Consider the following 24,473-nt stretch of genomic DNA (forward strand, 5'->3'; position numbering starts at 1 on the left):
GTGCCCCCGCGGGGGATCCGTATCCGATGTGACGTGAGTCCGATGTGTCGGGCGACACGAACCTGTCCCACTTCGCGCAATCGCTACTACATTCGGTAGTAGCAAGGCCGGGGCAGTACTACCGGCGTGTCTTCGCGAACGAGAACCGCAGCGTCGGCCCCGCTCTGGATCTCCGTATCGACCGGGCCTCACTCGGAGTGGCAATGGACGTCTTGGATCTGTCCCGGTGGCAGTTCGGGATCACGACGGTGTATCACTTCATCCTCGTGCCGTTGACGATCGGCCTCGCGCCGCTCGTCGCGATCATGCAGACGATGTGGGTGGTCACCGGCAAGGATCACTGGTACCGCCTCACGAAGTTCTTCGGGAAGATGTTCCTGATCAACTTCGCGCTCGGTGTCGCGACCGGCATCGTGCAGGAATTCCAGTTCGGCATGAACTGGAGCGAGTACTCCCGCTTCGTCGGCGACGTCTTCGGCGCACCCCTCGCCCTCGAAGGTCTCGTCGCCTTCTTCATGGAGTCGACCTTCCTCGGCCTGTGGATCTTCGGCTGGACGCGCCTGCCGAAACTCGTGCACCTCGCGACCATCTGGCTCGTCGCGATCGGCGTGAACGCCTCCGCCTTCTTCATCATCGCGGCGAACTCGTTCATGCAGCATCCCGTCGGGGCCACCTACAACCCCGAGACCGGCCGCGCCGAGCTGACGAGCATCTGGGAACTGCTCACCAACAACACCGCGCTCGCAGCCTTCCCCCACGCGGTCGCCGGCGGATTCCTCACCGCCGCAACCTTCGTCGCCGGCATCGGTGGCTGGTGGATGGTCCGCAACATGCGACGCGCCGCCGAGATCCGCACCTCGGAACCCGAGGAGGCCCAGCGCCTCGAGAACGACGCCCGCGGACTGTTCCGCCCCGCGACCCGCCTCGGCCTGATGGTCATGATCATCTCGGGCATCGGGTTGTTCGTCACCGGTGACGTCCAGGCCAAGCTCATGTTCGAGCAGCAACCGATGAAGATGGCCTCGGCCGAGTCGCTGTGCCACACCGAGACCGACCCCAACTTCTCGATCCTCACGATCGGCACGCACAACGACTGCGACGGCGTGATCCACGTCCTCGACGTGCCCTACGTGCTGTCCTTCCTCGCGCAGGGCGAGTTCAGCGGCGTGACCCTCCAGGGCGTCGAGGACCTGCAGGCGCAGTACGAACAGCAATTCGGCCCCGGCAACTACAAGCCCAACCTGTTCGTCACCTACTGGTCGTTCCGCGCGATGATCGGCCTCGCCGCCGGTTCCGCGGCCCTGGCCCTGGCTGGGCTGTGGGTCACCCGCGGCGGCCGGGTGCCCGACCAGAGGTGGTTCTCGACGCTGTCGCTCGTCGCGATCCCCACGCCCTTCCTCGCCAACAGTGCGGGCTGGATCTTCACCGAGATGGGCCGGCAGCCCTGGGTGGTGCATCCGAATCCCACGGGCGTGGACATGATCCGGCTCACCGTCGACCAGGGTGTCTCCGATCATGCGGCAGGAACGGTGCTCACCTCGCTGATCGCCTTCACCCTCGTCTACGCAGCGCTCGGCGTGGTGTGGTTCTGGCTCATCCGCAAGTACGCGATGGAAGGCCCGCAGGAGCACGACGCGCAACCGCCGGGCTCCGACGACGACACCGACGACACGCAGCCGAAACAGCTGTCCTTCGCGTACTAGGAGTGGGCGGACATGGGACTTCAGGAAATCTGGTTCATTCTCATCGCAGTATTGTTCACCGGCTACTTCGTCCTCGAGGGGTTCGACTTCGGTGTGGGCATGCACTTCCCGGTGCTCGGCCGCGGTAGGACCGTCGAGGCGGACACCCGGCGCCGGGTGCTGCTCAACACGATCGGTCCGGTCTGGGACGGCAACGAGGTCTGGCTCATCACCGCGGGTGGTGCGCTGTTCGCGGCGTTCCCCGAGTGGTACGCGACCCTCTTCTCGGGCTTCTATCTCCCGCTGCTGCTGATCCTGCTCGCCCTGATCGTGAGGGTGTGCGCCATCGAGTGGCGCGGCAAGGTCGACGATCCGACCTGGCGTCGCCGCTGCGACTGGGGGATCATCTTCGGCTCGTGGGTGCCCGCCGTGCTGTGGGGTGTGGCGTTCGCGAACATCGTGCGCGGCGTGGCGATCGACGCCGACAAGCAGTACGTCGGCGGATTCTTCGACCTGCTGAACCCGTACGCCCTGCTCGGCGGTGCGACGACGGCGCTGGTCTTCGCGCTGCACGGCGCGGTGTTCATCGCGCTCAAGACCGAGGGACAGGTCCGGACGGATGCCGTGGCGATGTCGCGGAAGCTGGCCGTGCCCGCCGTCCTCGTGGCCGGTGCGTTCGTGGTGTGGACCCAACTCGCCTACGGCAAGGGCTGGACGATCGCGCTCGTCGCCGTGGCGGCGATCTCCCTGCTCGCGGTGGTCGCGCTGACCATCGTCGCGCGTGAGGGCTGGGCGTTCGTGTTCACCACCGTCGCGATCGCCGCGACCTCGGTGTTGCTGTTCGCGTCGCTGTTCCCGAACGTCATGCCGTCGACCCTCGACCCGTCCTGGTCGCTGACGATCGAGAACGCGTCGTCGAGCCCGTACACACTGAAGGTCATGACGTGGGCCGCAGCGTTCATGACCCCGGTCGTCCTCGCCTACCAGGGCTGGACGTACTGGGTGTTCCGTCAGCGTCTGTCGACCGACCACATCCCGCACTCGATCGGTCTGAAGATCGGCTCGAAGTGAGCATGACGCAGTCCGCAGCCCCCGCCGACGCGCCCGCGCGTCGGCGGGGGCCGGTGGACCCGCGGTTGTGGCGCTACTCGGCCGCAGCCCGCGGATATCTCGTCCTGACCGTGGTCACCTCGGTGGTCGATGTCGTGATGGTCGTCGTCACCGCACTCATGATCGGACGGGTCCTCGCGGGCGTCATCACCACCGACGCCCGGTCCGTCGGCGACTGGACGACCGAACTGGCGATCCTCGCGGTGGCGATCGTCGTGCGGGTCGCGGTGACGTGGCTGCAGTCGCGGTACGCGCACCGGTCCGCGACCCGCGTGGTCGCCGAACTCGAACACGAGGTCCTCGATTCCGCGGCGAATCTGCCCCCGCGCGAACTCGACCCGCGACGCGACGAGATCGCGGTGGTTCTCACCCGCGGACTCGACGGGCTGAAGGAATATCTCACCGGCTATCTGCCGGCGCTGCTGCTGGCCGTGATCCTCACCCCGGTGACGATCGTCGTGATCGCCCTGCACGACCTCACCTCGGCGGTCATCGTCGTGATCACGCTGCCGCTCATCCCGATCTTCATGATCCTCATCGGCCTGCTCACCAAAGGCAAGGCCGACCGCACCCTGCGCGCGATGACGACACTGTCGTCACAACTGCTCGACCTCCTCGCGGGTCTTCCCACACTGCGCGCCCTCGGTCGTGAGAAGGGGCCCGCCGATCGCGTGCGCGAACTCGGCGACGAGCATCGCGCGACTACGATGTCGGCCCTGCGCGTGGCCTTCCTGTCCGGCACGGTCCTCGAATTCCTCGCGACGCTGTCCGTCGCCCTCGTCGCCGTGAGCATCGGTATGCGCCTCGTCTACGGATCCATGCCCCTCGAAGCCGGCATCATCGCGTTGATCCTCGCGCCGGAGGCCTACCTCCCGCTGCGCACCGTCGGCAGCAAGTTCCACGCCGCCGAGGACGGGATGGCGGCGGCCGACAAGGCATTCGCCGTGCTCGACTCGGTGCCGGACGCCGCCTCCTCTCGCCGCGCCTCCTCGCGTCGCACCTCCACGGACACGATCGGCACCGACCGGGTCGCGAACTGCGAGATCGTCTTCGACGGCGTCTCCGTGCCCGGCCGCGACGGTTGCGCCCCGCACCGGCTCGACGCGATCTGCCGTCCCGGCCGGATCACCGCGTTCACCGGCGCCAACGGGGCCGGCAAGTCCACCGCCCTGCTGGCGCTGCTCGGGCTCGCCGAGCCGAGCGAGGGGACCGTCACCGTCGACGGACGTCCCGTCGCGGGCGACGAGAACTGGTGGTCGCAGATGGCGTGGCTTCCGCAGCGGCCGGTGCTGCTGCCCGGCACGCTCGCCGACAATCTGCGACTCACCGGTGTCGACCCGGAGGCCACCGAACTCGACGACGTCTGCGCCGCCACCGGCTTCGACAGCGTGCTCGCCGAACTCCCGGACGGCTGGCGGACCGTCGTGGGGGCCGGCGGCACGGGCCTGTCGCTCGGCCAACGTCAGCGACTGGCGCTCACCCGCACCCTCGCCTCCCCGCGCCCGGTCCTGCTGCTCGACGAACCCACGGCCCACCTCGACGAGGACACCGAGGTCACCGTCCTGTCCACGCTGCGCGGGCTCGCCGCGGCCGGCCGCACCGTGGTGGTCGTGGCGCATCGCCCCACCCTGCTCGCCATCGCGGACGAGGTCGTCACCGTCCACGCAGCACCGACGGAGGTGTCCCGGTGAAGGATCTGCGCCGGGCGATGGCCCTGCTCGAGCTCGAGCCGCGCCGAGTGCTGCTCGCCGTCCTCGCCGGTGTCGCGACCCTCGGCAGTGCCCTGCTGCTCGCCGGTCTCTCGGCGTGGCTGATCGTGCGGGCATGGGAGATGCCGCCCGTCCTGGACCTGACCGTCGCGGTCGTCGCGGTGCGGGCGCTGGGAATCTCCCGCGGGTTGTTCCGCTACTTCGAACGACTCGCAACGCACGAGACCGCGCTGCGCGGCACCACCTCGGCCCGCGCGAATCTCTACCGGCGACTCGCGGACGGCGACCCGGCCGCCGCCCTGGGCGTGGGACGCGGCGACCTGCTCCCGCGCACCGGTGCCGACGTCGACGCTCTCGGCGACGTCGTGGTGCGCGCACTCGTGCCCATCGCCGTCGCGGCCGTGCTCTCCCTCGCGGCGGTCGTGACCCTCACCGTCATCGCTCCCGCTGCCGGCGCGGTCCTCGCCGCGGCGCTGCTCGTTGCCGGACTGTTCGCACCGTGGCTGTCCGCCCGCGCCGCGGCCCGTGCGGACGCCGATGCGAACGCCGCACGGACCCGGTTCACCGAGGACGCGGTCACGGTGCTGGACCACGCGGCGGAACTGCGGGTCGCGGGACGGCTCGACCCGCTCGCCCGGCGGGCCCGCGCCGCGAACATCGCCTCCGTCCGGGCCACCGACCGCTCGGCGGTCCCCGCAGCGTTCGCCGACGCGGCCGCGCCCCTGGCGGTCGGCGTGAGTGTGCTCGGTGCCCTCCTTGTCGGTATCGCCGTCTTCGGCTCCGGTCCGGCGGCCATGAGCCCGACGACACTCGGCATTCTCGTCCTGCTGCCGCTGTCGGCGTTCGAGGCCACCGCCGTCCTCCCGGCAGCCGCGCAGACCCTCAACCGCGCACGCCTGGCGGCCGGTCGCATCACGGAGATGCTCGACCGCGCCGACAGGACGGTTCCGCACGGCACCGAGCCGGCCGACGGACCCGGCCGACTCCGTGCGGTGGGTCTGCGGGGCGGATGGCCCGGCGGACCGTCCACGGAACCGGTCGACCTCGACCTGAGGCCGGGCTGTCGCGTCGCGATCGTGGGCGGCAGCGGCAGCGGCAAGACCACCGTGCTCATGACGCTCGCGGGTCTGCTCGCCCCACGCGGAGGCGCAGTGACGCTCGACGGTGTCGACCTCGCGGACATCGATCCCGCGGCCCTGCGCCGCAAGATCGGCTTCTTCGCGGAGGACGCCCACCTGTTCGACACGTCGATCCTCGAGAACCTGCGTGTCGCGCGGGGCGACGTGGACGAGGACGAGGCACTGGCCGCCCTCGGCGCCGTGGGGCTGGGGGAGTGGGTGGACGGACTCCCGCAGGGAGTCCACACCGTCCTGGGGGCCGGAGCCCGCACGGTCTCCGGTGGGCAGCGCCGTCGCCTCCTGCTGGCCCGGGCTCTGCTGTCGCCCGCACGGATCCTGCTGCTCGACGAACCCACGGAACATCTCGACGACGAGAGCGCCGACCTGATGCAGCGACTCCTCCTGGACCGCGACGCATGCTTGGTCGGCCCCGAGCGCACCGTCGTGGTGGTCACCCACCGTCTGCCCGCGGATACCGCCGCCGACCTGGTCGTTCGCGTCGAGAAAAATGCGTTGCCCGCCTCGTGAACGAAGCGTAGTTTCGCTGGTACACGAGGAAGGAGGTGGTCTGGAAGTGATTGATATTCGGACGCGTGAGGTGGCTACCCGCTAGCTGCTCGAGACGACGGAATTCACCGACCGCGCGCGGCTGGCGAATCCCAGGTAGTCACCCGGCCCCCGAGCTCCCGGTCCGTCCGATCGGGACCGCCGGTCCACGGAGCGATCCGTGCGGCGGTGCGGCTCGGGGGCTGTTCGCATTCGTGCAAAATCGGCGTTTCGGGTGTACAAGTTCGTCCGTTCTGGGTACACCGGTTTGGTGCCGATACTTCAAAAAGCTCACGATTCGTTAAGATTGCGCACGTCACCGGGGGTTTTCTTCTCTTCTGCGCTCATCGCGCTGCTCTTCGTCGTCGTGACGATCGCGTTCACCGACGGCGTCGATTCCATCTTCAGTACCGCGTCCAACTGGATCATGACGAACCTCGGATGGTTCTACATCCTGGGCGTCACGACCTTCCTGCTCTTCCTCGTCGGAATCGCCTTCACCCATTACGGCCGGGTCCGGCTCGGCGGCGACGACGAACGGCCCGAGCACTCGACCCTGGCGTGGTTCGCCATGTTGTTCGCCGCCGGTATCGGCACGATCCTCATGTTCTGGGGCGTCGCCGAGCCGATCTCCCACTTCGCGAACCCGCCCATGCAAGATGTCGAGCCGCAGTCCGTGGAGGCCGCGGAAGAGGCCATGGGCTTCGCGCTCTACCACTTCGGACTGCACACCTGGACGATCTTCGCCCTGCCCGGCCTGGGCTTCGGTTACTTCATCTACAAGCGGCACCTGCCGCCGCGCGTCAGCTCGATCTTCGCGCCCCTGCTCGGAGGTCGCATCTACGGCCCGATCGGCAAGACCATCGACGTCGTCGCGATCATCGGCACCATCTTCGGTGTCGCGACCTCGGTCGGCCTGGGCACCCTGCAGATCAACGCCGGTCTCGCGCAGCTGTTCGACATCCAGGAATCCGGGATCGTCCAGATCGCCCTCATCGCGATCGTGACGGTGATGGCCGGCATCTCGGTCGCTCTCGGTCTCGACAAGGGCATCAAGCGCCTGTCGAACATCAACATCGGCATGGCCGTGATGTTGCTGGTCTTCGTGCTCGTCACCGGACCGAGCCTGTTCCTGCTCAAGGGCATGATCGAATCGGCCGGTATCTACGCCGAGGCCCTGCCGCGCCTGGCGTTCTGGAACGACACCTTCGCCGACTCCGGCTGGCAGAACACCTGGACGGTCTTCTACTGGGCGTGGACCATCACGTGGTCGCCCTTCGTCGGCATCTTCATCGCGCGCATCTCGCGAGGCCGCACCATCCGCGAGTTCGTCGGCGGTGTCCTCGGTCTGCCCGTGCTGTTCTCGGTGATCTGGTTCAGCATCTTCGGGATGGGCTCGTTCCACATCGAACTCGAGGGCAACGGTGGTCTCGTCGAGCGGGTCGTGGGCGACGGGGACATCCCGGGTGCGTTGTTCGAATTCCTCGGCAACTTCCCCCTCACCGGCCTGGTGTCCGGCATCGCGATCATCCTGGTGGTGATCTTCTTCGTCACCTCGGTGGACTCGACCGCGATGGTGCTCGACATGATGGCGGCCGGTCACGAGGGGAAGGCGCCCCTCCATCAGCGCTTGTTCTGGGCGGTGCTCATGGGCCTGGTCGCAGCGACCATGCTCGTCGCGACCGGTAAGGACGGGCTCGACGCCCTGCAACAGGTCATCACCGTGGTGGGTCTGCCGTTCTTCGTGATGGGCTTCATCATGATGTACAGCCTGGTGCGCGGTATCCGCGAGGACCTGGGCGAGCGGCCGGAGCCGATCACCCGTCAGTGGCCCGAGGTGCGGTCGGCCGAGGAACTCGAGGCTGCTCAGGAACTACCCGCACCCGAGGTCGTCATCCACACGCGGGCCATCCCGGACGAGTGCGAGGACGGCGAGAACGCAGCCGAGGATGCCGAGGACGCCGGAATCCACCGGGTCCATGCCGGCGAACCCGATGCGCTCCGTGTACGAGGCGACGGTGAACATGCCGACAAGAAGAGTGCCACCGGCACGTCGGTCGTCGAGGAGAACTGAGAAAAACGGTCCGGGTCTGTTCCCTCACAGGGGAACAGACCCGGACCGTTCGAGTCTCGGAAGAAAGAGGCCTGGTCAGCCGATGTGGCGTGACAGGCGGGCGGACATCCGGGGCTTCAGTTCGCCGTCGGCGGTGACGCGCTCCTCGACGTAGGCGAGGTCGCCGCCGTCGACGATGCCGTAGAGGCGCTTGGCGCCACCGACGACCTCACCGGACTTGGTGCGGATCACGACGTCGGTCGCGAGCTCCCACGAGGACTGGGTGAGTGCGGTGCCGTAGTACAGCTCGACGACGCCGGAGCTGTGCGTCAGCAGCAGTTCGAGCGTCTCGGGATCGTCGCTGTCGGGGGCGCCCGTTCCGGACACGCGCCAGAAGCCGCTCTCGCGCCGATCCTCGCCCACGTATTCACCCGAGTCGTCGAGACGCCACGTGCGCGACTCCCACACCAGATACGCGCCGCCGTTGTGCGCGACGGTGATCTGCTGACCGAACGGATAGTCGCCGGTCTCGGGATCGTTGGCCTCACCCTCGCCGCGCCACACACCGACCAAGGGAAGGACGGCGAGCAGGGCAGGGCTCAGGTCGGGGCCGAGCCGCAGGTTCGCGGTGTCCTCGGCGCCCGGCAGCCCGGCCAGGACGGGAAGGTTCAGCTCGGCGGTGGCGCGAGCGCGCTCGGCGGCCCGGGCGATCGCCTCGTCGCCGCTACGCCGCTGGGCGTCCGATCCGTCGTTCGTCACGATCCGTCGGAGACCACGCGGTAGATGGTGTACAGCGCGAACCACGTGATGAGGAGCGCCGCGGCGACCAGCAGGATTTCGAAGAAGATGACCACGCGGTCATTCTAGACAACCCCTTTTCCGGTACGACGAAGGGCTCCGCTCCTGGTGGAGCAGAGCCCTTCGGCGGGGTGTTCCGGCCGGATTACTTGGCGACCGTGACGTCCACGTTGTGCACGCCGGGAGCGGTGGGGCTCACGGTGGAGGTGCCGTTGCCGGAGCTCGACAGGGCGCGGATCTTCCAGTCGCCGGGGGCGGCGAAAAAACGGAAGTCGCCGGTCGCCGAGGCGACGACCTCGGCGGTGAACTCGTCGGTGCCGTCGAGCAGGCGCACGAACGCACCGCCCACGGGCTCGCCGTCGGCGTTCAGGACACGGCCGGTGATGACCGTCTCCTTCTCGGTGTCCACGCCGGCGGGCAGGGTCTGGGTTTGGACAGGGGCGCCGCACATGATCAGTTGACCTCCAGTTCGATGGGTGCACCGACGAGCGAGCCGTACTCGACCCAGCTGCCGTCGTAGTTCTTGACGTTCTTCTTGCCGAGGATCTCCTGGAGCACGAACCAGGTGTGGCTCGAGCGCTCACCGATACGGCAGTAGGCGATGGTCTCCTTGCTGTCGTCGAAGCCCTTCTCGGCGTACAGCTTCTCGAGGTCCTCGTCGGACTTGAAGGTGCCGTCCTCGTTGGCGGTGGTGCTCCACGGGATGTTGATGGCGCCGGGGACGTGGCCGCGCTGCTGCGCCTGCTCCTGCGGCAGGTGCGCCGGGGCGAGGATCTTGCCGGAGAACTCGTCGGGCGAACGCACGTCGACGATGTTCTTGGTGCCGATCGAGTCGATGACCTCGTCGCGGAAGGCGCGGATGGAGTAGTCGGGCTCGGCGGCCTTGTACTCGGTGGCCGGGCGGGTGACCTCGTCCTTCGACAGCGGACGGCCGTCGAGCTCCCACTTCTTGCGGCCGCCGTCGATGAGCTTGACGTCCTGGTGGCCGTAGAGCTTGAAGTACCAGTAGGCGTAGGCGGCGAACCAGTTGTTGTTGCCGCCGTAGAGCACGACCGTGTCGTCGTTGGCGATGCCCTTGCGTGAGAGGAGCTCGGAGAACTGCTCACGGTTCAGGAAGTCGCGACGGACGGCGTCCTGCAGGTCCTTGCGCCAGTCGAGCTTGACGGCACCTTCGACGTGGCCGCCGTCGTAGGCGGAGGTGTCCTCGTCGACCTCGACGAAGACGGTCTTCGGCGCAGTGAGGTTCTGCTCTGCCCAGTCGGCGGAGACCAGGACGTCGGAGCGAGCCATGGGTGTTCCTTTCGGTGAGAGAATCCGGGAGGTTTCCGTGACCGGAACCCGTGCGAGGGTCCGTGCCAGGGTGAGGTGTGGGATGTCGAGTTCGGTGACCGCCGGTCAGGCGGGCACGCGACGCATTCGAGCGACCAGCGGGTGGATCCGGCAGCCGAGACACACGCCGAAGGCGGCGTTGAGCAGCGCCGCGAACAGCGCGAAGCCTGCGGCCACCGAGCCCACGACGATGGCGCCGGCGAAGAACGCGACCGTTCCGACGAGGGCGAAGACGAATCCGACGAGCTGCGCGAACCGCAGCGGCTCCACCGGCTCGGTCTCGATCGGAGCACCGAGGCGGGGAGCGACGAGCCTCGCGAACAGCGCACCGTACGGGCTGCGTCGCGGGCCGAGTGCCGCTCCGAGAGCGAACACGATCGTCTGCAGGGCCAGGATCACGGCCGCTGCGACGGGAGAGAAGGTGGCGACGACCAGGGCGAGGACGAGGACGCCGGTGGTGATCCACGCCGCGAAACGCGGGCCACGGACGTCGACCTGCCTACCGGACGTGCGGGGAGTGGATACGGGCATGGGGAATCTCCTGCTGGATTCTGATTCGCTGGGCGGAGGGTATTCATACGACCGCGGGGCGACGCATCGGTTCGGCGGCATCGGTGCCGCAAGGATCGGGGCCAGCTCGTCGATGCGTTCAGCAGGGACAACAACAGCCACCGAGGCGGCACAGATCGACTGCGCGGCGTCGGGTGAGCATCAGCTCGTGGCGGTTCTGCACGCGAGGGAGTTTAACGCACGTCCCCTCGGGGGTGGACCCCCGGGATCACAACGACGACAGGGCTGTGCGCAGGTCGTCGACGGACGGAACGCCGGACGCGCGGAACCGTTCGCGCCCCTCGCCGTCGAAGACGAAGGTAGTGGGCAGCGACAGCACCCCGAGTTTCCGTGCCAGGACCGGATTTTCGTCGAGATCCAGCTCGACCTCGCGTGCCCGACCGGGATCGCGGTCGAGAACCTGCACGACGACCCGTCGCACGGCCGCGCACGGTCCGCACCACGGCGCGGAGAAATGCAGGATCACCGGTACGCCGTCACCGACACCCGCTGTGGCCAGCGCGGGATGGAGTTCGTGGGTGCCCGCCGAGGCGCCGGCGCCGGTGGTGCGGAGCTTGCCGGAACGGGTGCGCAGGGCCGTTCCCACCGCCAGTGTGGCGACTATCACGACCACGAGGACGATTACTGCGATCATGCGGGCGTCTGCACTTCCTGCAGATCGATGACGACGTCGCGGGCCTCGCCCTCGATGACGATCCGGGAGCCCCGCGCCTCGACGAAGGTGGGCCGCACGCCGAACGGCAGATTCTGCGGCTCGATCGTCGTCGTGAACAGTCCGAGCACCGCCGGCTTCAGGACGTCGGGAACCGAGAAGTCGGCGCGTCCCTCGGGGGCGAAGTAGAGATCCGACGCGACGATGTGGACGCGGTCGCCGTCGAGCACCAGATCGGCCTGGACACTCACCGTCGCCTCCACCGGTCCGACCGGCACCGTCCCCGTGAGGACGACCCCGCCGGCGGTCGTCGGACCGGACCCGCCGGATCCGCCCGTCCCGTCGGACTTGCTCGCCGGGGGAGCGGAAACCTGCAGGTCGGGGATGCCGTAGAGCTGTCCGAGCTCGGTGGCGTCGAGCATGACGCGGCCGTACAGCAGGTCGACGGGCACCGACCGGATCGACCCGTCGAGCAGCTCACCGGCCTCGGCGTGCGCACCGATCAGATTGGCCTCGACCGTGATGTCCCCGAGCAGATCGGTGTGGACGTTGTCGGCCACGATCTCGACGTTCTCGTAGTGACCGTCGCGGGCCTGGATGAGGAAGGGGAAGCCGTGGATGGTCACCGCCGGATCGGATTCGAGAACGCCACCCTCCCGCAGCGCACGCGAGACGCGGTATTCCGACCACGCCGCCGCGCCGAAGTCGGCGAGGACTGCGAGTCCGAGCAGGACTACGAGACCGAAGATCAGTTTGCGCACGCCCACCATTGTGTCGGACGCGCCGTCGGTCGGGCCGCGCCCGTCCGTTCCGAGGCCGTCCACGGAATTCTCGTGCTTACATAGCGGTAACAATCGGGGCGTTAGTCTGTTGCACGACGTTTACGACACCTATCCGCGCTGGTCGCGCGAAGAACTGGAGGCCCGGTGGAGCTGCTCCTTCTGACCTCCGACCCGAATCCGGATGCGGTCCTGCCGTCCTTGGCGCTGCTCCCGCATTCGGTCAGGCCGGCTCCTACAGAAGTTTCGTCGCTGCTCGAGGCGGGGTCGGCGGATGTCGCCATCGTCGATGCCCGCTCCGATCTCGCGGCCGCGCGAGGACTGTGCCGACTGCTCGGCAGCACCGGGTCGGCATTGCCCGTCGTCGCCGTGCTCACCGAAGGCGGACTCGTGGCCGTCAACCCCGAATGGGGACTCGACGACATCCTGCTGTCCAGCACCGGACCGGCCGAGCTCGACGCGCGCCTGCGCCTGCTCATGGGCCGCTCGGGTGTCGCGGTGGGACCGGAGAACACCGGCAAGATCACTCTCGGGGAACTCACGATCGACGAGGGCACCTACACCGCCCGCCTGCGCGGACGTCCCCTCGACCTCACCTACAAGGAGTTCGAACTCCTCAAGTACCTCGCCCAGCACGCGGGTCGGGTGTTCACCCGCGCCCAGCTGCTGCAGGAGGTCTGGGGTTACGACTTCTTCGGTGGTACCCGCACCGTCGACGTCCACGTCCGACGTCTGCGAGCGAAACTCGGCCCCGAGCACGAAGCGCTGATCGGAACGGTCCGCAACGTCGGCTACAAGGCGGTGCGTCCCTCCAACCGCGTGGGCAAGGGTGGCAATGCCACTCCCGATGTCGACGACGACGATGTGGACGACACGCTTCTCGACGACCCCCGTGCGGAGGAATCCGGCGCGGGTGACTCGGGCGCAGGGGAGTCCGGGGCACAATTCGTTCCGTGAGCACCGATACGGAATTCGTCGACCACCCGTCCACCGACCACGCCGAAGCCGTACGCGCCGTGGTGTCGCGGGCGACGCAGACCGACGGCACCGCGCCGATCTCCGAACAGGCGGTGCACTCCCTCGGACGGGAGGGCGCGGCCCGGCATCTCGTCGCGTTCGGAGAGGACGGTGAGGTCGCGGGCTACGCGAACGTCGTGCCTGCCCAGGACGGTCATCCGGCGATGGCAGAGGTGGTCGTCGACCCGCCGCAGCGCGGGCACGGACTCGGCCGCGAACTCGTCGAGCGTGCACTCACCGAGGGCGGCGACGGCACCCGCGTGTGGGCACACGGCGACCTGCCCGCCGCGCAGGCGGTGGCGCGCCGTCTCGGTCTGACCGGTGTCCGCGAACTCCTGCAGTTGCGTCGATCCCTCGAGCAGGACGATCTTCCCGCCCTCGAGGTGCCCGACTCGGTGCTGCTGCGCACCTACGGCGGCCCGCAGGACGACGCCGAACTGCTCCGCGTCAACGCGGCGGCCTTCGAGTGGCATCCCGAGCAGGGGCGTTGGACGGCCGCCGACGTGGAGGAACGCCGACGCGAGTCGTGGTTCGATCCCGAAGGCCTGTTCCTCGCGTTCGATCCCGCCGAGCCCGACAAGCTGCTCGGATTCCACTGGACCAAGGTGCACCCGGCCACGGCGTCCGACCCGCAGCTCGGAGAGGTCTACGTCGTGGGTATCGACTCGTCCGCGCAGGGCAGAGGGCTCGGTCGCCTGCTCACCCTCGCGGGTCTGCACTATCTGCGCGATCGGGGTCTGCCCGGTGTCCTGCTCTACGTCGAGGGCGACAACACCGCGGCGTTGAACACCTACGGCAAACTCGGCTTCGAGCGGTTCCACGTGGACGTCGCCTACGCCCGGGCGTGACCCTCTCCGATCGGGTGGACGAACGGCGTGAAGGGTGGACTCTGCCACCCGACACGCCGATCGCGGTCAGGATTCGAGTGATGGTCGTAACACCATCGCCAGGTGTATCCGGCGTGTTCATCCGGCGTTAACCTTCGGTAGTCCGAGTGTCCACCGTCTCCTCCTAACTTCACTAGCGGGTCGAGTGCCGCAGACCCGGCGCCGGCGTCGCCCGCGCCTCGATGCCGCCGCCGCTCGGCGCCGCGGTCGTGTGAAGTTACTTCCGGAGGAGAACAGGTGAACCTCAAGCGCAATGGCGCCCTGCTCGGTGTTGTGGCCGCTGGAGCCCTCACGCTCGCCGCGTGCGGTACCGACAACAATGCCGGGTCGGTCGACGTCGATGCGTCCGCGTCCGCTGCAGCCTGCGACGGCAAGTCCAACCTCTCGGGTGCCGGCTCGTCGGCCCAGAAGAACGCGATGGACCAGTTCGTCTCCACCTACATCGCGGTGTGCTCCGAGAAGGGCACGAACGTCAACGTCGCGTACAACCCCACCGGTTCCGGTGACGGCCGCACGCAGTTCATCGCGAACCAGATCGATTTCGCCGGCTCGGACTCGGCCATCAAGGACGAGCAGGCGGCACAGGCCGCCGAGCGTTGCGCCGGCAATCCCGCATGGAACCTGCCGCTGGTCTTCGGCCCGGTCGCACTGGCCTACAACGTCGAGGGTGTCGACGAGCTCGTGCTGAACGCCGAGACGGCCGCGAAGATCTTCAACGGCTCGATCACCACGTGGAACGATCCGGCCATCGCCGCTCTCAACGAGGGCGCTGAGCTGCCCGACGCGAACATCACCCCGATCGTGCGCTCGGACTCGTCGGGTACCACCGACAACTTCCAGCAGTACCTCGAGACCGCGTCGAACGGCGCATGGACCTCCGGTGCCGGTTCGGACTTCACCGGCGGTGTCGGTGAGGGCGCGAAGGGTTCTGCGGGTGTCGCGCAGGCCGTCTCCGGCTCGCCGAACTCCATCACCTACGTCGAGAAGTCCTTCGCCGACCAGAACGGTTTGAGCATCGCGCAGATCGACAACGGCTCCGGACCCGTCGAACTGACCGAGGAGACCGCCGGCAAGGCCATCGAGGGCGCCGAGTTCGTCCCGGCCTCCGAGGGGGATCTCACGCTCGACCTGTCGTCGATCTTCGGCAGCTCCGAAGAGGGTGCCTACCCGCTGGTGCTGGCCACCTACGAGATCGTGTGCTCGGCCGGCTACGACGCCGACACCGCCGCGGCCGTCAAGTCGTTCCTGATCTCCGCCGCCAACGAGGGCCAGGAAGGCCTGTCCGAGCAGGGCTACGTCCCGCTGCCCGACGCCTTCAAGACCCGCCTCACCGAGTCGATCGACGCCATCGCCGCCGGATGCCCCGCCGATCCCTCGGTCCGGTGAGTAACCGAGGGATCATCGACCCGCCCGTTCCTGAGGAATACGCTGAGAAGGATTGCGAGCGCACATGAGTGACGCGCACAACACGTCGGTCTCTACCGCGACCGACGAACCGACCCGCTCAGGAACGGGCGGTGCAACCGGCATCACGGAGGACACGATCAGCACCCCACCCCCATCCCCGGACAGGGCACGCAAGACAGTCGTGCGGCCGGGAGACAGAATCTTCGGCTCGCTCGCCTCCGGCTCCGCCGTCCTGATCTCCGTGATCATCGGCGCGATCGCAGTCTTCCTCGTCTGGCGTGCCGTCCCGGCGCTGCAGCGCAACCAGGTCAACTTCCTCACCAGCCGTGACTGGATCACGCAGGACATCACCGACATGGCCTTCGGTGTCCTCGACCTGTTCCAGGTGACGGTGCTCGTCTCCTTCTTCGCGCTGTTCCTCGCCATGCCGGTCGCGCTGGGCATCGCGATCTTCCTCACCTCGTACTGCCCCGACCGGCTCCGGAAACCGCTGGCGTATGTCATCGACCTGCTCGCCGCGGTCCCGTCGATCGTCTACGGCCTGTGGGGCATGCTCGTCCTCGCCCCGTTCCTGCGCCCCGTCGCGGAATGGCTCAATACCACCCTCGCCTGGTTCCCGCTCTTCGCCACCGGCAGCGGGTCCATCGTGGGCGGCGGAACGATCTTCACCGCCGGCATCGTCCTCGCCGTAATGATCCTGCCGACCATCGCCGCGGTGAGCCGCGAGGTGTTCGTGCAGACCCCGACGGCCCACATCGAGGGCGCGCTCGCACTCGGCGCGACCCGCTGGGAGGTCGTGCGGACCACCGTCATCCCGTTCGGCAAGTCCGGCTACATCAGCGGTTCGATGCTCGGTCTCGGCCGCGCGCTCGGCGAGACGATGGCGCTGTACCTCATCCTGCGCACCACCTCGCAGGCGTTCTCCTGGTCGCTGTTCGACGGCGGCGCGACCATCGCGTCCAAGATTGCGCTGGGATACGCCGAATTCAACAACGACATCCAGGCGGGCGCCTACATCGCCGCCGGTCTCGTGCTCTTCGTGCTCACCTTCGTGGTCAACGCCGCCGCGCGCATGATCGTCGCAGGAAAGAAGGACTGATCCATGTCGACCACCACCACGTCGAACACCGTGCTCTCCTCGCCGGTCAAGCCCCCGGCCTTCCAGCGGGTCAGCGGGCGTCGCCGCATCAAGGACACCGCAGCCACCGTGCTCGTCACGCTGTCGGTCGTCGTCGCGCTGATTCCCCTGGCCTGGGTGCTGTTCACCGTAGTCGCCAAGGGCCTGCCGGCCCTGACCTCGCCGACCTGGTTCACGCACTCGCTGAGCGGACTGACGTCCTCGTCGATGGGCGGCGGCATCTACCACGCCCTCGTCGGCACCCTCCTGCAGGGACTCGTCTGCGCGATCATCTCCATCCCGCTCGGCGTCTTCGTTGCGATCTACCTCGTCGAGTACGCCGGCCGGTCGCGGCTCGGCCGGATCACGACGTTCATGGTCGACATCCTCAGCGGTGTCCCATCGATCGTCGCGGCACTGTTCATCTACGCACTGTGGGTGTCGACCTTCGGGATGCCCAAGTCGGGCTTCGCGGTGTCGCTCGCGCTCGTTCTGCTCATGGTGCCGGTGGTCGTGCGCAGCACCGAGGAGATGCTGCGCATCGTCCCGCAGGACCTGCGCGAAGCGTCCTACGCCCTCGGTGTCCCCAAGTGGAAGACCATCGCGCGCATCGTGCTGCCCACCTCGCTCGCCGGCATCATCACCGGCATCATGCTCGCCCTGGCCCGCGTCATGGGCGAGACGGCGCCGCTGCTGATCCTCGTCGGCTACGCGCCCTTCATCAATCTCGACCTGTTCGGCGGTGAGCAAGGCACCCTCCCGGGCGTCATGGTCGCCGAGATGAACAACCCGACCGACGCCGGTTCGCAGCGCATCTGGGGCGCCGCGCTCACCCTGATCCTGGTCATCGCGGTCCTCAACATCGCGGCCAAGTTGATCAGCCGGTACTCGCAGGTCGGCAAGAAGTAACCCACAGACCTCTTCTCACATCGATACACCAGTAGGGAGCCGGTAATGGCTAAGCGTCTGGATCTCAAGGACGTCAACATCTACTACGGCAAGTTCCACGCCGTGGCCGACGTGACGCTGTCCGTGCCGCCGCGGAACGTCACCGCCTTCATCGGCCCGTCCGGTTGCGGCAAGTCCACCGTGCTCCGGTCGATCAACCGCATGCACGAGGTGACGCCCGGCGCCCGTGTCGAGGGATCCATCCTCCTCGACGGCGAGGACATCTACGATCAGAACGTCGACCCGGTCGGTGTGCGCAAGACGATCGGCATGGTCTTCCAGCGTCCCAACCCGTTCCCCACGATGTCGATCCGCGACAACGTCGTCGCCGGCCTCAAGCTGCAGGGTGTGCGCGACCGGAAGACCCTCGACGAGATCGCCGAGAAGTCGCTGCGCGGCGCCAACCTGTGGAACGAGGTCAAGGACCGTCTCGACAAGCCGGGCGGTGGCCTGTCCGGTGGTCAGCAGCAGCGTCTGTGCATCGCCCGCGCCATCGCGGTCCAGCCCGATGTGCTGCTCATGGACGAGCCGTGCTCGGCCCTCGACCCCATCTCGACGCTGGCCATCGAGGACCTGATCGGTGAGCTGAAGAAGGACTTCACCATCGTCATCGTCACGCACAACATGCAGCAGGCCGCGCGCGTGAGCGACCAGACGGCCTTCTTCAACCTCGAGGCGACCGGCCGCCCGGGTGGTCTGGTGGAGATCGACGACACCGAGAAGATCTTCTCGAACCCGAGCAAGAAGGCCACCGAGGACTACATCTCCGGCCGCTTCGGCTGAGCCGCCACTACCTACACGAGACCCCGACCGGATCCGTCCGGTCGGGGTCTCGTCGTTCGTGTGCTTACTGCACTCGACAGTCGTGGGCTCAGGGGTTCTGCGCTCGGTGGTGCTCCGGGTAGACGGTGAGACTGTCCACCTTCTCCACGAGCTGACGGATCTCCTCCTCGGTGGGGAGCTTGCCGGTCACGAGGAAGATGACGCGGCGGCCCACCTCGACGGCGTGATCGGCGAACCGCTCGTAGAAGCGGCCGAGCAGGGCGACGTCGACGGCGGCTGCGACGCCGTGCGCCCATTCGCGGTCCATGAGCACGGTGAAAAGGTGTCGGTGCAGATCGTCCATCGCCTCGTCCTCGTGGTGGAGGCGGGCGGCCCGGGCGGGATCACGGGTCTCGAGAATCTCCCGTGTGGCGGCACCGAGGGCGACCGCGATCCGTCCCATCTCGGCGAAGTAGCCCTTCACCTCGTCGGGGAGCACGTGCTTGGGATGACGTCGGCGGGGCGCCTTCGCGATGTGCAGTGCGAGCGCACCCATGCGGTCGATGTCGGCCACGATCTGGATGCCGCTGACGACGGCACGCAGATCGCCGGCGACCGGACCCTGCAGGGCGAGCAGCTGGAACGCCTTCTCCTCGCAGATCGTGACGAGTTCGGTGATCTTCTCGTGCTCGTCGATCACCTGCTCGGCGAGAGCGAGATCGGCTTCGAGAAGAGCTCTGGTGGACCGCTCCATCGCGGTCCCGGCGAGCCCGGCCATCTCCCCGAGGAGATCGCCGAGTTCGCCCATCTGTTCGTTGTAGACGACGCGCATAGTGGCACAGCCTACGACCTCGAGCGGTCCGAACGGCGAGCATCGGATGAACCAGAGGTGAACGTCGACGGCCGAACAGTGGTGTCTACGTGCACAGATCGTCGGCGGCGTTGGTGATCGCGAGATCGGCGGGGAGCTCGACCGACGACTCCGACCGGGTCCGGATCTGCATCGGGGCGAGCGGCGTGCCCGCGGGGGTGGGAGCGACGACGGTGCCGTCGAAGCTGGTACCCAGGACGATCTCCACGATGCTGCCCAGCTGGGCCGAGGGCGGAGCCTCCTGCAGCACCGCACCGGGGAAGGCCGAGGCCACCGTCGCAGCGTCGGTCTCCTGTCCTTCGCTGAAGCGGATCACGGTCTGCTTGCTCGTCCCGGAGGCATAGTTGCCGATCGAGTAGACCGGAAAGCCGTAGGCGGCGACCTCCTCGGCGGTGCCGGCCGCCAGCCCGGACAGACCCGACGCGTTCGAGACCTGCACCGACACCGTCGACGGATCGACAGCGAGCTGCGCGGGCAGCGGTTCGGCCGGGGGAGCGGACGCGACCTCCGTCGGGTCCTCCCCCCGCTTCTCACCCGGCAGAGGGAGATCGTCGATGATCGCGGTGAAGATCGCCTTGATGTCGTCCGTGCGCGGGATCTCGTTGCCCCAGTCGTTGGTACCGGCCGTGGGGATGGTCAGGAAGGACACCGCACCCGCCTCGACGTTCTGCATCGAACGCCCGAGTTTGACGAGCGACTCGGCGTTGACGTTCTCGACGAAGGTCGCGCGGGTGAAGGCGCTGATGAAGCCGTTGAGCTTCACGGGATCGAACAGCACCTTGTTCGACAACGTCGAGCGCAGCAGCGACGACAGGAACTTCTGCTGCCGGCTGATCCGGCCGTAGTCGCTGTTGCCCTCCTGGTCGATCTTGCGGGCGCGGACGTAGTCGAGTGCCCGCTTGCCGTCGAGCGTGTGGGTGCCGGGAGTCTCGATCAGGGGACCGAGTTCGTTGTCGTACAACGGTATGGAGGTGCACACCTCGACGCCGCCGATCTCGTCGACCATCGATTCGAAGCCGGCGAAGTCGATGCCCACGAAATGGCCGATCCTCAATCCGGACATCTTCTGGATCACCTTGACCAGGCACTTCGGTCCGCCGAGGGCGTAGGTCGCGTTGAGCTTGTCGCCTTCGGCGGCCGGATAGAGCTCGGAATCGTATTCGCCGGTCGTACTGTCCCATCCGCGACAGACCGGTCGATCGACGTCCAGATCGCGGGGGAACGACACCGCGACCACGCGGCTGCGATCGGCGGGGGTGTTGACGAGGATGACGGTGTCGGCACGAGCGCCCTCGGCGTCGTCGGCCGTCCCGGCGCCGATCTCACCGCTCGCACCGGCGCGGGTGTCGGTGCCGATGATCAGATAGGTCTCGTCGCCGGTCTGACCGACCGGGTCGACGATGTCCTCCGACTCGGTGTCCAGCGCGGCGATCTGGGAGAAGCCGGCCTCCGTGGACCGGACGTATCCCCACACCGCACCGTTACAGAGGAGCGCGAGGACCGAGACGAACGCCACCGCCGCTTTCGCCGCGAACCTCAGACGCTTCCGCTTGCGCTGTTTGCTCTGCGCGAGCCGGCCGAGAGTCGCGTTGCCCACCGTGCGGGGCCGAGCGGAGCCGTGCGCCTTCTCGTCCGTCGTCCGGTCGTCGTTCTCGTCCTCGGCGGGCGTCGCAGCGCCCTCGGGGGACACCGCATCGATCTTGACGGTCGGCTGTTCGTCCGCGATCGGCGGTTGCTGTCGAGGAGGCGTCTGCGGCGGTCTGACGGTCTGCGGCGACCCGGCGGGAGGCACCGGGCGCGAGTCCGCGGGAGGCACCGGGCGCGAGTCCGCGCGAGGCACCGGGCGCGAGTCCGCGGGAGGCACTGCTCGAGGGGGCTGCGCCGAGGCCGGGGGAGTCGGTACCGGGGGCGGAACGGACGGGTGGCGCGCCATCCGATCGGGAGCCTGGATGTGCGACGGGACGGGCTTCTCCGGCGGCCGGGGCCGGGACGGTCCCGGGGGCACCCGAGGAGCACCGGGCTGCACCGGGGGGGCGACCGTGGTCGGCGGTCCCGAAGAAGCCGGCGGCACCGGAGGGCTGGGAGGTCCCGACGGAGTCGGCGGCGCAGCCGGAGGCGGCGTCCTGCGCGGGAGTTCCGCTCGACCGGCATCGTCCTCGGTCGCGACGTGCCGGGCGGATTCCGGGTCGCGGGGACGGGCCGGGGGCAACGACGAGGTGGACGTGTGCGGCGGATCGGCCGGGGGCGGATCCGACCGGGGGGACGGATCGGATCGTCGTCCCATCTTGTCGAGCAGTTCGGCGACCGTGAGCTGCTCCGGATCGTCCGAGTCCGCGGCCCGGCGGTTGCGTGCACTCTCGTGGCGACGCGAATCGGGATCGGTGTCGTCGGAGCGGTGCACCCCACCCGAGCGGCTGCGGCGGGACGAGCGGGATTCGCGGTAGCTGCTGTCGGCGATCGGCCGTTCCCAGGGAGCGCGAGGATCCGGGGATCCTGTCTCGTGCTCCTCGTCCACCGATACCTGCTCTTTCCGCGGTCGCACCGCCTCGGATCCGTCGTCGTCCACGTGATCGCTCACCGGCGACCGTCGCGAGGACTCCGCAATGATACTGATCGTCTGTTTCATGTGACGGTGACGCAGCTGTGTCGCACGACATCCACCGGTCGATCCGTCTATCGTCCGGGACTACATGCCGGGACGGGTTACCCGCCCGAGTGCATCATGTCGGCGCCCTCGGGCACGCAGGTGTCCTCGGGATCGTCGAGCCAGCCGTCGGGCAGAGCGACGCTGCTCGGGGAGCCCTGACGTCCCCGCGGGCCTTCGGCATCGGCGGGGAAGGGTACGTCGTGGTCGAGTTTGCCCAGCAGGTCGTCGAGTTCGGCGAGCGTCGACACGCGGGCGAGGTCGTTGCGGATCTCCGAACCCGCAGGGAAACCACGCAGATACCAGGCGATGTGCTTGCGCATGTCGCGCAGACCGCGATCCTCGCCGTGGTGATCGGCGAGCAGTTCGGCGTGTCGCCGCATGATCTGCGTCACCTCACCGAGATTCGGCGGGGTGGGGATCGGGCGACCGCCGAGCGCGGCGCTCAGTTCGGCGAACAACCACGGACGTCCGAGGCAACCGCGACCGACGACGACGCCGTCGCAACCGGTCTGCGCCATCATCTTCTCGGCGTCGGAGGCGTCGAAGATGTCGCCGTTGCCGAGCACGGGCACGTCGGTGACGTGCTCCTTCAGCCGCGCGATTTCGTCCCAGTCGGCCGCTCCGGAGTACCGCTGCGCAGCGGTCCGGGCGTGGAGGGCAACGGCCGCGGCACCCTCGGCGGCCGCGATGCGACCGGCGTCGAGATGTGTGTGGTGCTCGTCGTCGATCCCGATGCGGAACTTGACCGTGACCGGGATGTCGGTGCCCTCGGTCGCGCGGACGGCGGCCGCGACGATCTGCCCGAACAACCGGCGCTTGTAAGGGAGGGCCGACCCTCCGCCCTTGCGGGTCACCTTCGGGACCGGGCATCCGAAGTTCATGTCGATGTGGTCGGCGAGGTTCTCGTCGACGATCATCTTCGCCGCCGCGTAGGTCGTGCCGGGATCGACGGTGTAGAGCTGCAGCGACCGCGGCGTCTCGGTGGGGCCGAAGGTCGTCATGTGCATGGTGACCGGGTGCCGCTCGACGAGGGCGCGGGCGGTGACCATCTCGCAGACGTACAGGCCCGACGTGCTGCCGGCCCGTTCGAGTTCGAGTTCGCGGCACAGCGTGCGGAATGCGACATTCGTCACTCCCGCCATCGGCGCCAGCACGACCGGGCTGTTCAGTTCGAGCGGGCCGATACGGAGGGAAGACATGGGTACCTCTGGAAAACGTTGTGTGACAAAGAAATAGCGTGCCCGTCAGTGATGGGCCGCGGAAACGACTGTGCCCGGCACCGAAAACGGCACCGGGCTACAGGATAACCTCCGCCGGACTCGGGCGGCTGTGTGCATCCGGACTCGGGCGGCTGTGTGCATCCGGACTCAGGCGTGCGCGCCCACCTTCTCGCGCTTGGCAGCCTCGCGGGCGAGGGAGCGATCGCGCATCTCCTCGACCCGCCCCGCCTGACGTTCCAGTTCGTCGAGGAAGTTGCCGAGCTTGTCGAGATCCTGCTGCGCCTCGCTGCCGAGACCTCGCTCGAAGATCCTCCACTTGCGCAGCACCGGCATCACGACGTCGTCGAGGTGCTGACGCAGGTCGTAGATGCCGTGCTTGGCCATCAACACACCGTTGCGACGGAAGTTCGGCATGCCGGCACCCGGCATCTGGAAGTTCTCGAGCACCTCGACGATCGCGGCGAGCGTCTGGGCCGGAGCGATGTCGATCGCCGCGTCGCAGATGTTCCGGTAGAAGATCATGTGCAGGTTCTCGTCGGCGGCGATGCGCTGGAGCATCTTGTCGGCGATCGAGTCGTCGCAGGCACGACCGGTGTTGCGGTGCGACACGCGGGTCGCGAGCTCCTGGAAGGTCACGTAGGCGACGGAGTGGAGCATGCCAGTCGAGTTGGGGGACGCGAAGCCGTTCGTCATGTGCTCCATGCGGGCGTTCTCGAGTGCGACGGGATCGACACCGCGCGTGACGACCAGGTAGTCGCGCATGACGATGCCGTGGCGGTTCTCCTCCGCGGTCCACCGGCCGACCCAGGTGCCCCAGGCGCCGTCGCGCGAGAAGCTCTCGGCGATCTCCCGGTGGTAGGAGGGCAGGTTGTCCTCGGTGAGGAGGTTGGTGATCATGGCAGCCTTGGCGACCTCGTCGAGCTTCGACTGCTCGGGTTCCCAGTCGACACCGCCCATCGCGGCGAAGTTCCGGCCCTCGTCCCACGGCACGTAGTCGTGGGGGTGCCAGTCCTTCGCCATCGAGAGATGCCGGTTGAGGTTCGCCTCGGCCACAGGCTCCAGCTCTCGCAGCAGCTCCAGTTGAGTCAGGACTCGCGTCATACTCTTCTACCCCTCACATCGTGTCCGTGTATTCCGCCGGCCTACGGAGGAGGGGAGCCCGGCCGTTCGTCGCCGCGGCACGCGGTGCACCGGTGGCCCCCCACATTCGCCCGGATCACGGTACAGGTCCGAGCAGCTCGAGGACAGTAC

General features: G+C 68.0%; 22 protein-coding genes. 11 read left to right on the forward strand and 11 right to left on the reverse strand.

Going from position 1 to position 24,473, the window contains the following annotated elements; all coding sequences use genetic code 11:
• Positions 1–203 precede the first annotated feature (203 nt).
• The 5 genes from IM25_RS09690 to IM25_RS09710 all read left to right on the forward strand — a co-directional run bounded on the left by IM25_RS09690 (position 204) and on the right by IM25_RS09710 (position 8,239).
• On the forward strand, positions 204–1,703 hold the full coding sequence (locus tag IM25_RS09690; protein ID WP_006551808.1) for a cytochrome ubiquinol oxidase subunit I: 1,500 nt from the start codon (positions 204–206) through the stop codon (positions 1,701–1,703).
• A 12-nt stretch (positions 1,704–1,715) separates the two neighbouring features.
• A complete protein-coding gene (cydB, locus tag IM25_RS09695) occupies positions 1,716–2,753 on the forward strand; it encodes a cytochrome d ubiquinol oxidase subunit II (protein ID WP_006551807.1) in 1,038 nt (345 codons plus the stop codon).
• Positions 2,754–2,755: 2 nt separating this feature from the next.
• Entirely contained in the window at positions 2,756–4,483 is a 1,728-nt protein-coding gene (gene cydD / locus IM25_RS09700; protein WP_033096830.1) for a thiol reductant ABC exporter subunit CydD, read from the forward strand.
• Positions 4,484–4,500: 17 nt separating this feature from the next.
• Positions 4,501–6,147, forward strand: a complete 1,647-nt coding sequence (cydC, locus tag IM25_RS09705; RefSeq protein ID WP_198162574.1) for a thiol reductant ABC exporter subunit CydC — start codon at positions 4,501–4,503, stop codon at positions 6,145–6,147.
• Positions 6,148–6,442: 295 nt separating this feature from the next.
• Positions 6,443–8,239 (forward strand): BCCT family transporter, encoded by a 1,797-nt coding sequence (locus IM25_RS09710; protein ID WP_442971920.1) that lies wholly within the window; start codon positions 6,443–6,445, stop codon positions 8,237–8,239.
• 75 nt (positions 8,240–8,314) lie between these two features.
• On the opposite strand, the gene IM25_RS09715 is transcribed toward IM25_RS09710, so the two are convergent.
• The 7 genes from IM25_RS09715 to IM25_RS09740 form a co-directional block, all read right to left on the reverse strand.
• Positions 8,315–8,977, reverse strand: coding sequence for an FABP family protein (locus IM25_RS09715; RefSeq protein ID WP_006551803.1), 663 nt, complete (start codon positions 8,975–8,977; stop codon positions 8,315–8,317).
• Between the two features lie 184 nt (positions 8,978–9,161).
• Positions 9,162–9,467: a DUF1416 domain-containing protein gene (locus tag IM25_RS09720; protein WP_006551801.1), complete on the reverse strand. Its 306-nt coding sequence runs from the start codon at positions 9,465–9,467 to the stop codon at positions 9,162–9,164.
• Between the two features lie 2 nt (positions 9,468–9,469).
• Entirely contained in the window at positions 9,470–10,306 is an 837-nt protein-coding gene (locus IM25_RS09725; RefSeq protein WP_006551800.1) for a sulfurtransferase, read from the reverse strand.
• A 105-nt stretch (positions 10,307–10,411) separates the two neighbouring features.
• A complete protein-coding gene (locus tag IM25_RS09730) occupies positions 10,412–10,876 on the reverse strand; it encodes a DUF4395 domain-containing protein (RefSeq protein WP_006551799.1) in 465 nt (154 codons plus the stop codon).
• Positions 10,877–10,994: 118 nt separating this feature from the next.
• A complete protein-coding gene (locus tag IM25_RS27585; protein WP_363887211.1) occupies positions 10,995–11,078 on the reverse strand; it encodes a putative leader peptide in 84 nt (27 codons plus the stop codon).
• A 45-nt stretch (positions 11,079–11,123) separates the two neighbouring features.
• Positions 11,124–11,549 (reverse strand): thioredoxin family protein, encoded by a 426-nt coding sequence (locus tag IM25_RS09735; RefSeq protein WP_033096827.1) that lies wholly within the window; start codon positions 11,547–11,549, stop codon positions 11,124–11,126.
• Positions 11,546–12,328 (reverse strand): LmeA family phospholipid-binding protein, encoded by a 783-nt coding sequence (locus IM25_RS09740; protein WP_084295078.1) that lies wholly within the window; start codon positions 12,326–12,328, stop codon positions 11,546–11,548. Before IM25_RS09740 ends, IM25_RS09735 begins: the two co-directional genes overlap by 4 nt.
• A gap of 165 nt (positions 12,329–12,493) precedes the next feature.
• On the opposite strand from IM25_RS09740, the gene IM25_RS09745 reads away from it, so the two are divergent.
• From IM25_RS09745 to pstB, 6 genes are all read left to right on the forward strand, one after another.
• The gene (locus IM25_RS09745) at positions 12,494–13,303 is read left to right on the forward strand and encodes a winged helix-turn-helix transcriptional regulator (protein WP_033096826.1); all 810 of its coding nucleotides are present in this window, start codon (positions 12,494–12,496) and stop codon (positions 13,301–13,303) included.
• Positions 13,300–14,211, forward strand: coding sequence for a mycothiol synthase (gene mshD, locus IM25_RS09750; protein WP_033096825.1), 912 nt, complete (start codon positions 13,300–13,302; stop codon positions 14,209–14,211). Before IM25_RS09745 ends, mshD begins: the two co-directional genes overlap by 4 nt.
• Positions 14,212–14,487: 276 nt before the next feature.
• Positions 14,488–15,636 (forward strand): phosphate ABC transporter substrate-binding protein PstS, encoded by a 1,149-nt coding sequence (gene pstS / locus IM25_RS09755; protein ID WP_065996000.1) that lies wholly within the window; start codon positions 14,488–14,490, stop codon positions 15,634–15,636.
• Between the two features lie 64 nt (positions 15,637–15,700).
• Positions 15,701–16,756 (forward strand): phosphate ABC transporter permease subunit PstC, encoded by a 1,056-nt coding sequence (gene pstC / locus IM25_RS09760; protein WP_033096963.1) that lies wholly within the window; start codon positions 15,701–15,703, stop codon positions 16,754–16,756.
• A 3-nt stretch (positions 16,757–16,759) separates the two neighbouring features.
• Complete coding sequence (gene pstA / locus IM25_RS09765) at positions 16,760–17,683, forward strand: phosphate ABC transporter permease PstA (protein WP_033096824.1); 924 nt, start codon at positions 16,760–16,762, stop codon at positions 17,681–17,683.
• Between the two features lie 45 nt (positions 17,684–17,728).
• Positions 17,729–18,505 (forward strand): phosphate ABC transporter ATP-binding protein PstB, encoded by a 777-nt coding sequence (gene pstB / locus IM25_RS09770; protein ID WP_006551791.1) that lies wholly within the window; start codon positions 17,729–17,731, stop codon positions 18,503–18,505.
• An 88-nt stretch (positions 18,506–18,593) separates the two neighbouring features.
• On the opposite strand, the gene phoU is transcribed toward pstB, so the two are convergent.
• The 4 genes from phoU to IM25_RS09790 form a co-directional block, all read right to left on the reverse strand.
• The gene (phoU, locus tag IM25_RS09775) at positions 18,594–19,316 is read right to left on the reverse strand and encodes a phosphate signaling complex protein PhoU (RefSeq protein WP_019290020.1); all 723 of its coding nucleotides are present in this window, start codon (positions 19,314–19,316) and stop codon (positions 18,594–18,596) included.
• An 85-nt stretch (positions 19,317–19,401) separates the two neighbouring features.
• Complete coding sequence (locus IM25_RS09780) at positions 19,402–21,219, reverse strand: LCP family protein (RefSeq protein ID WP_065996511.1); 1,818 nt, start codon at positions 21,217–21,219, stop codon at positions 19,402–19,404.
• An 839-nt stretch (positions 21,220–22,058) separates the two neighbouring features.
• The gene (dusB, locus tag IM25_RS09785; protein ID WP_033096823.1) at positions 22,059–23,201 is read right to left on the reverse strand and encodes a tRNA dihydrouridine synthase DusB; all 1,143 of its coding nucleotides are present in this window, start codon (positions 23,199–23,201) and stop codon (positions 22,059–22,061) included.
• Positions 23,202–23,369: 168 nt separating this feature from the next.
• On the reverse strand, positions 23,370–24,323 hold the full coding sequence (locus IM25_RS09790; RefSeq protein ID WP_065996001.1) for an acyl-ACP desaturase: 954 nt from the start codon (positions 24,321–24,323) through the stop codon (positions 23,370–23,372).
• Positions 24,324–24,473 lie beyond the last annotated feature (150 nt).

Origin of the sequence: Rhodococcus sp. p52, from assembly GCF_000763325.2 — a bacterium.
GTDB lineage: Bacteria > Actinomycetota > Actinomycetes > Mycobacteriales > Mycobacteriaceae > Rhodococcus > Rhodococcus pyridinivorans.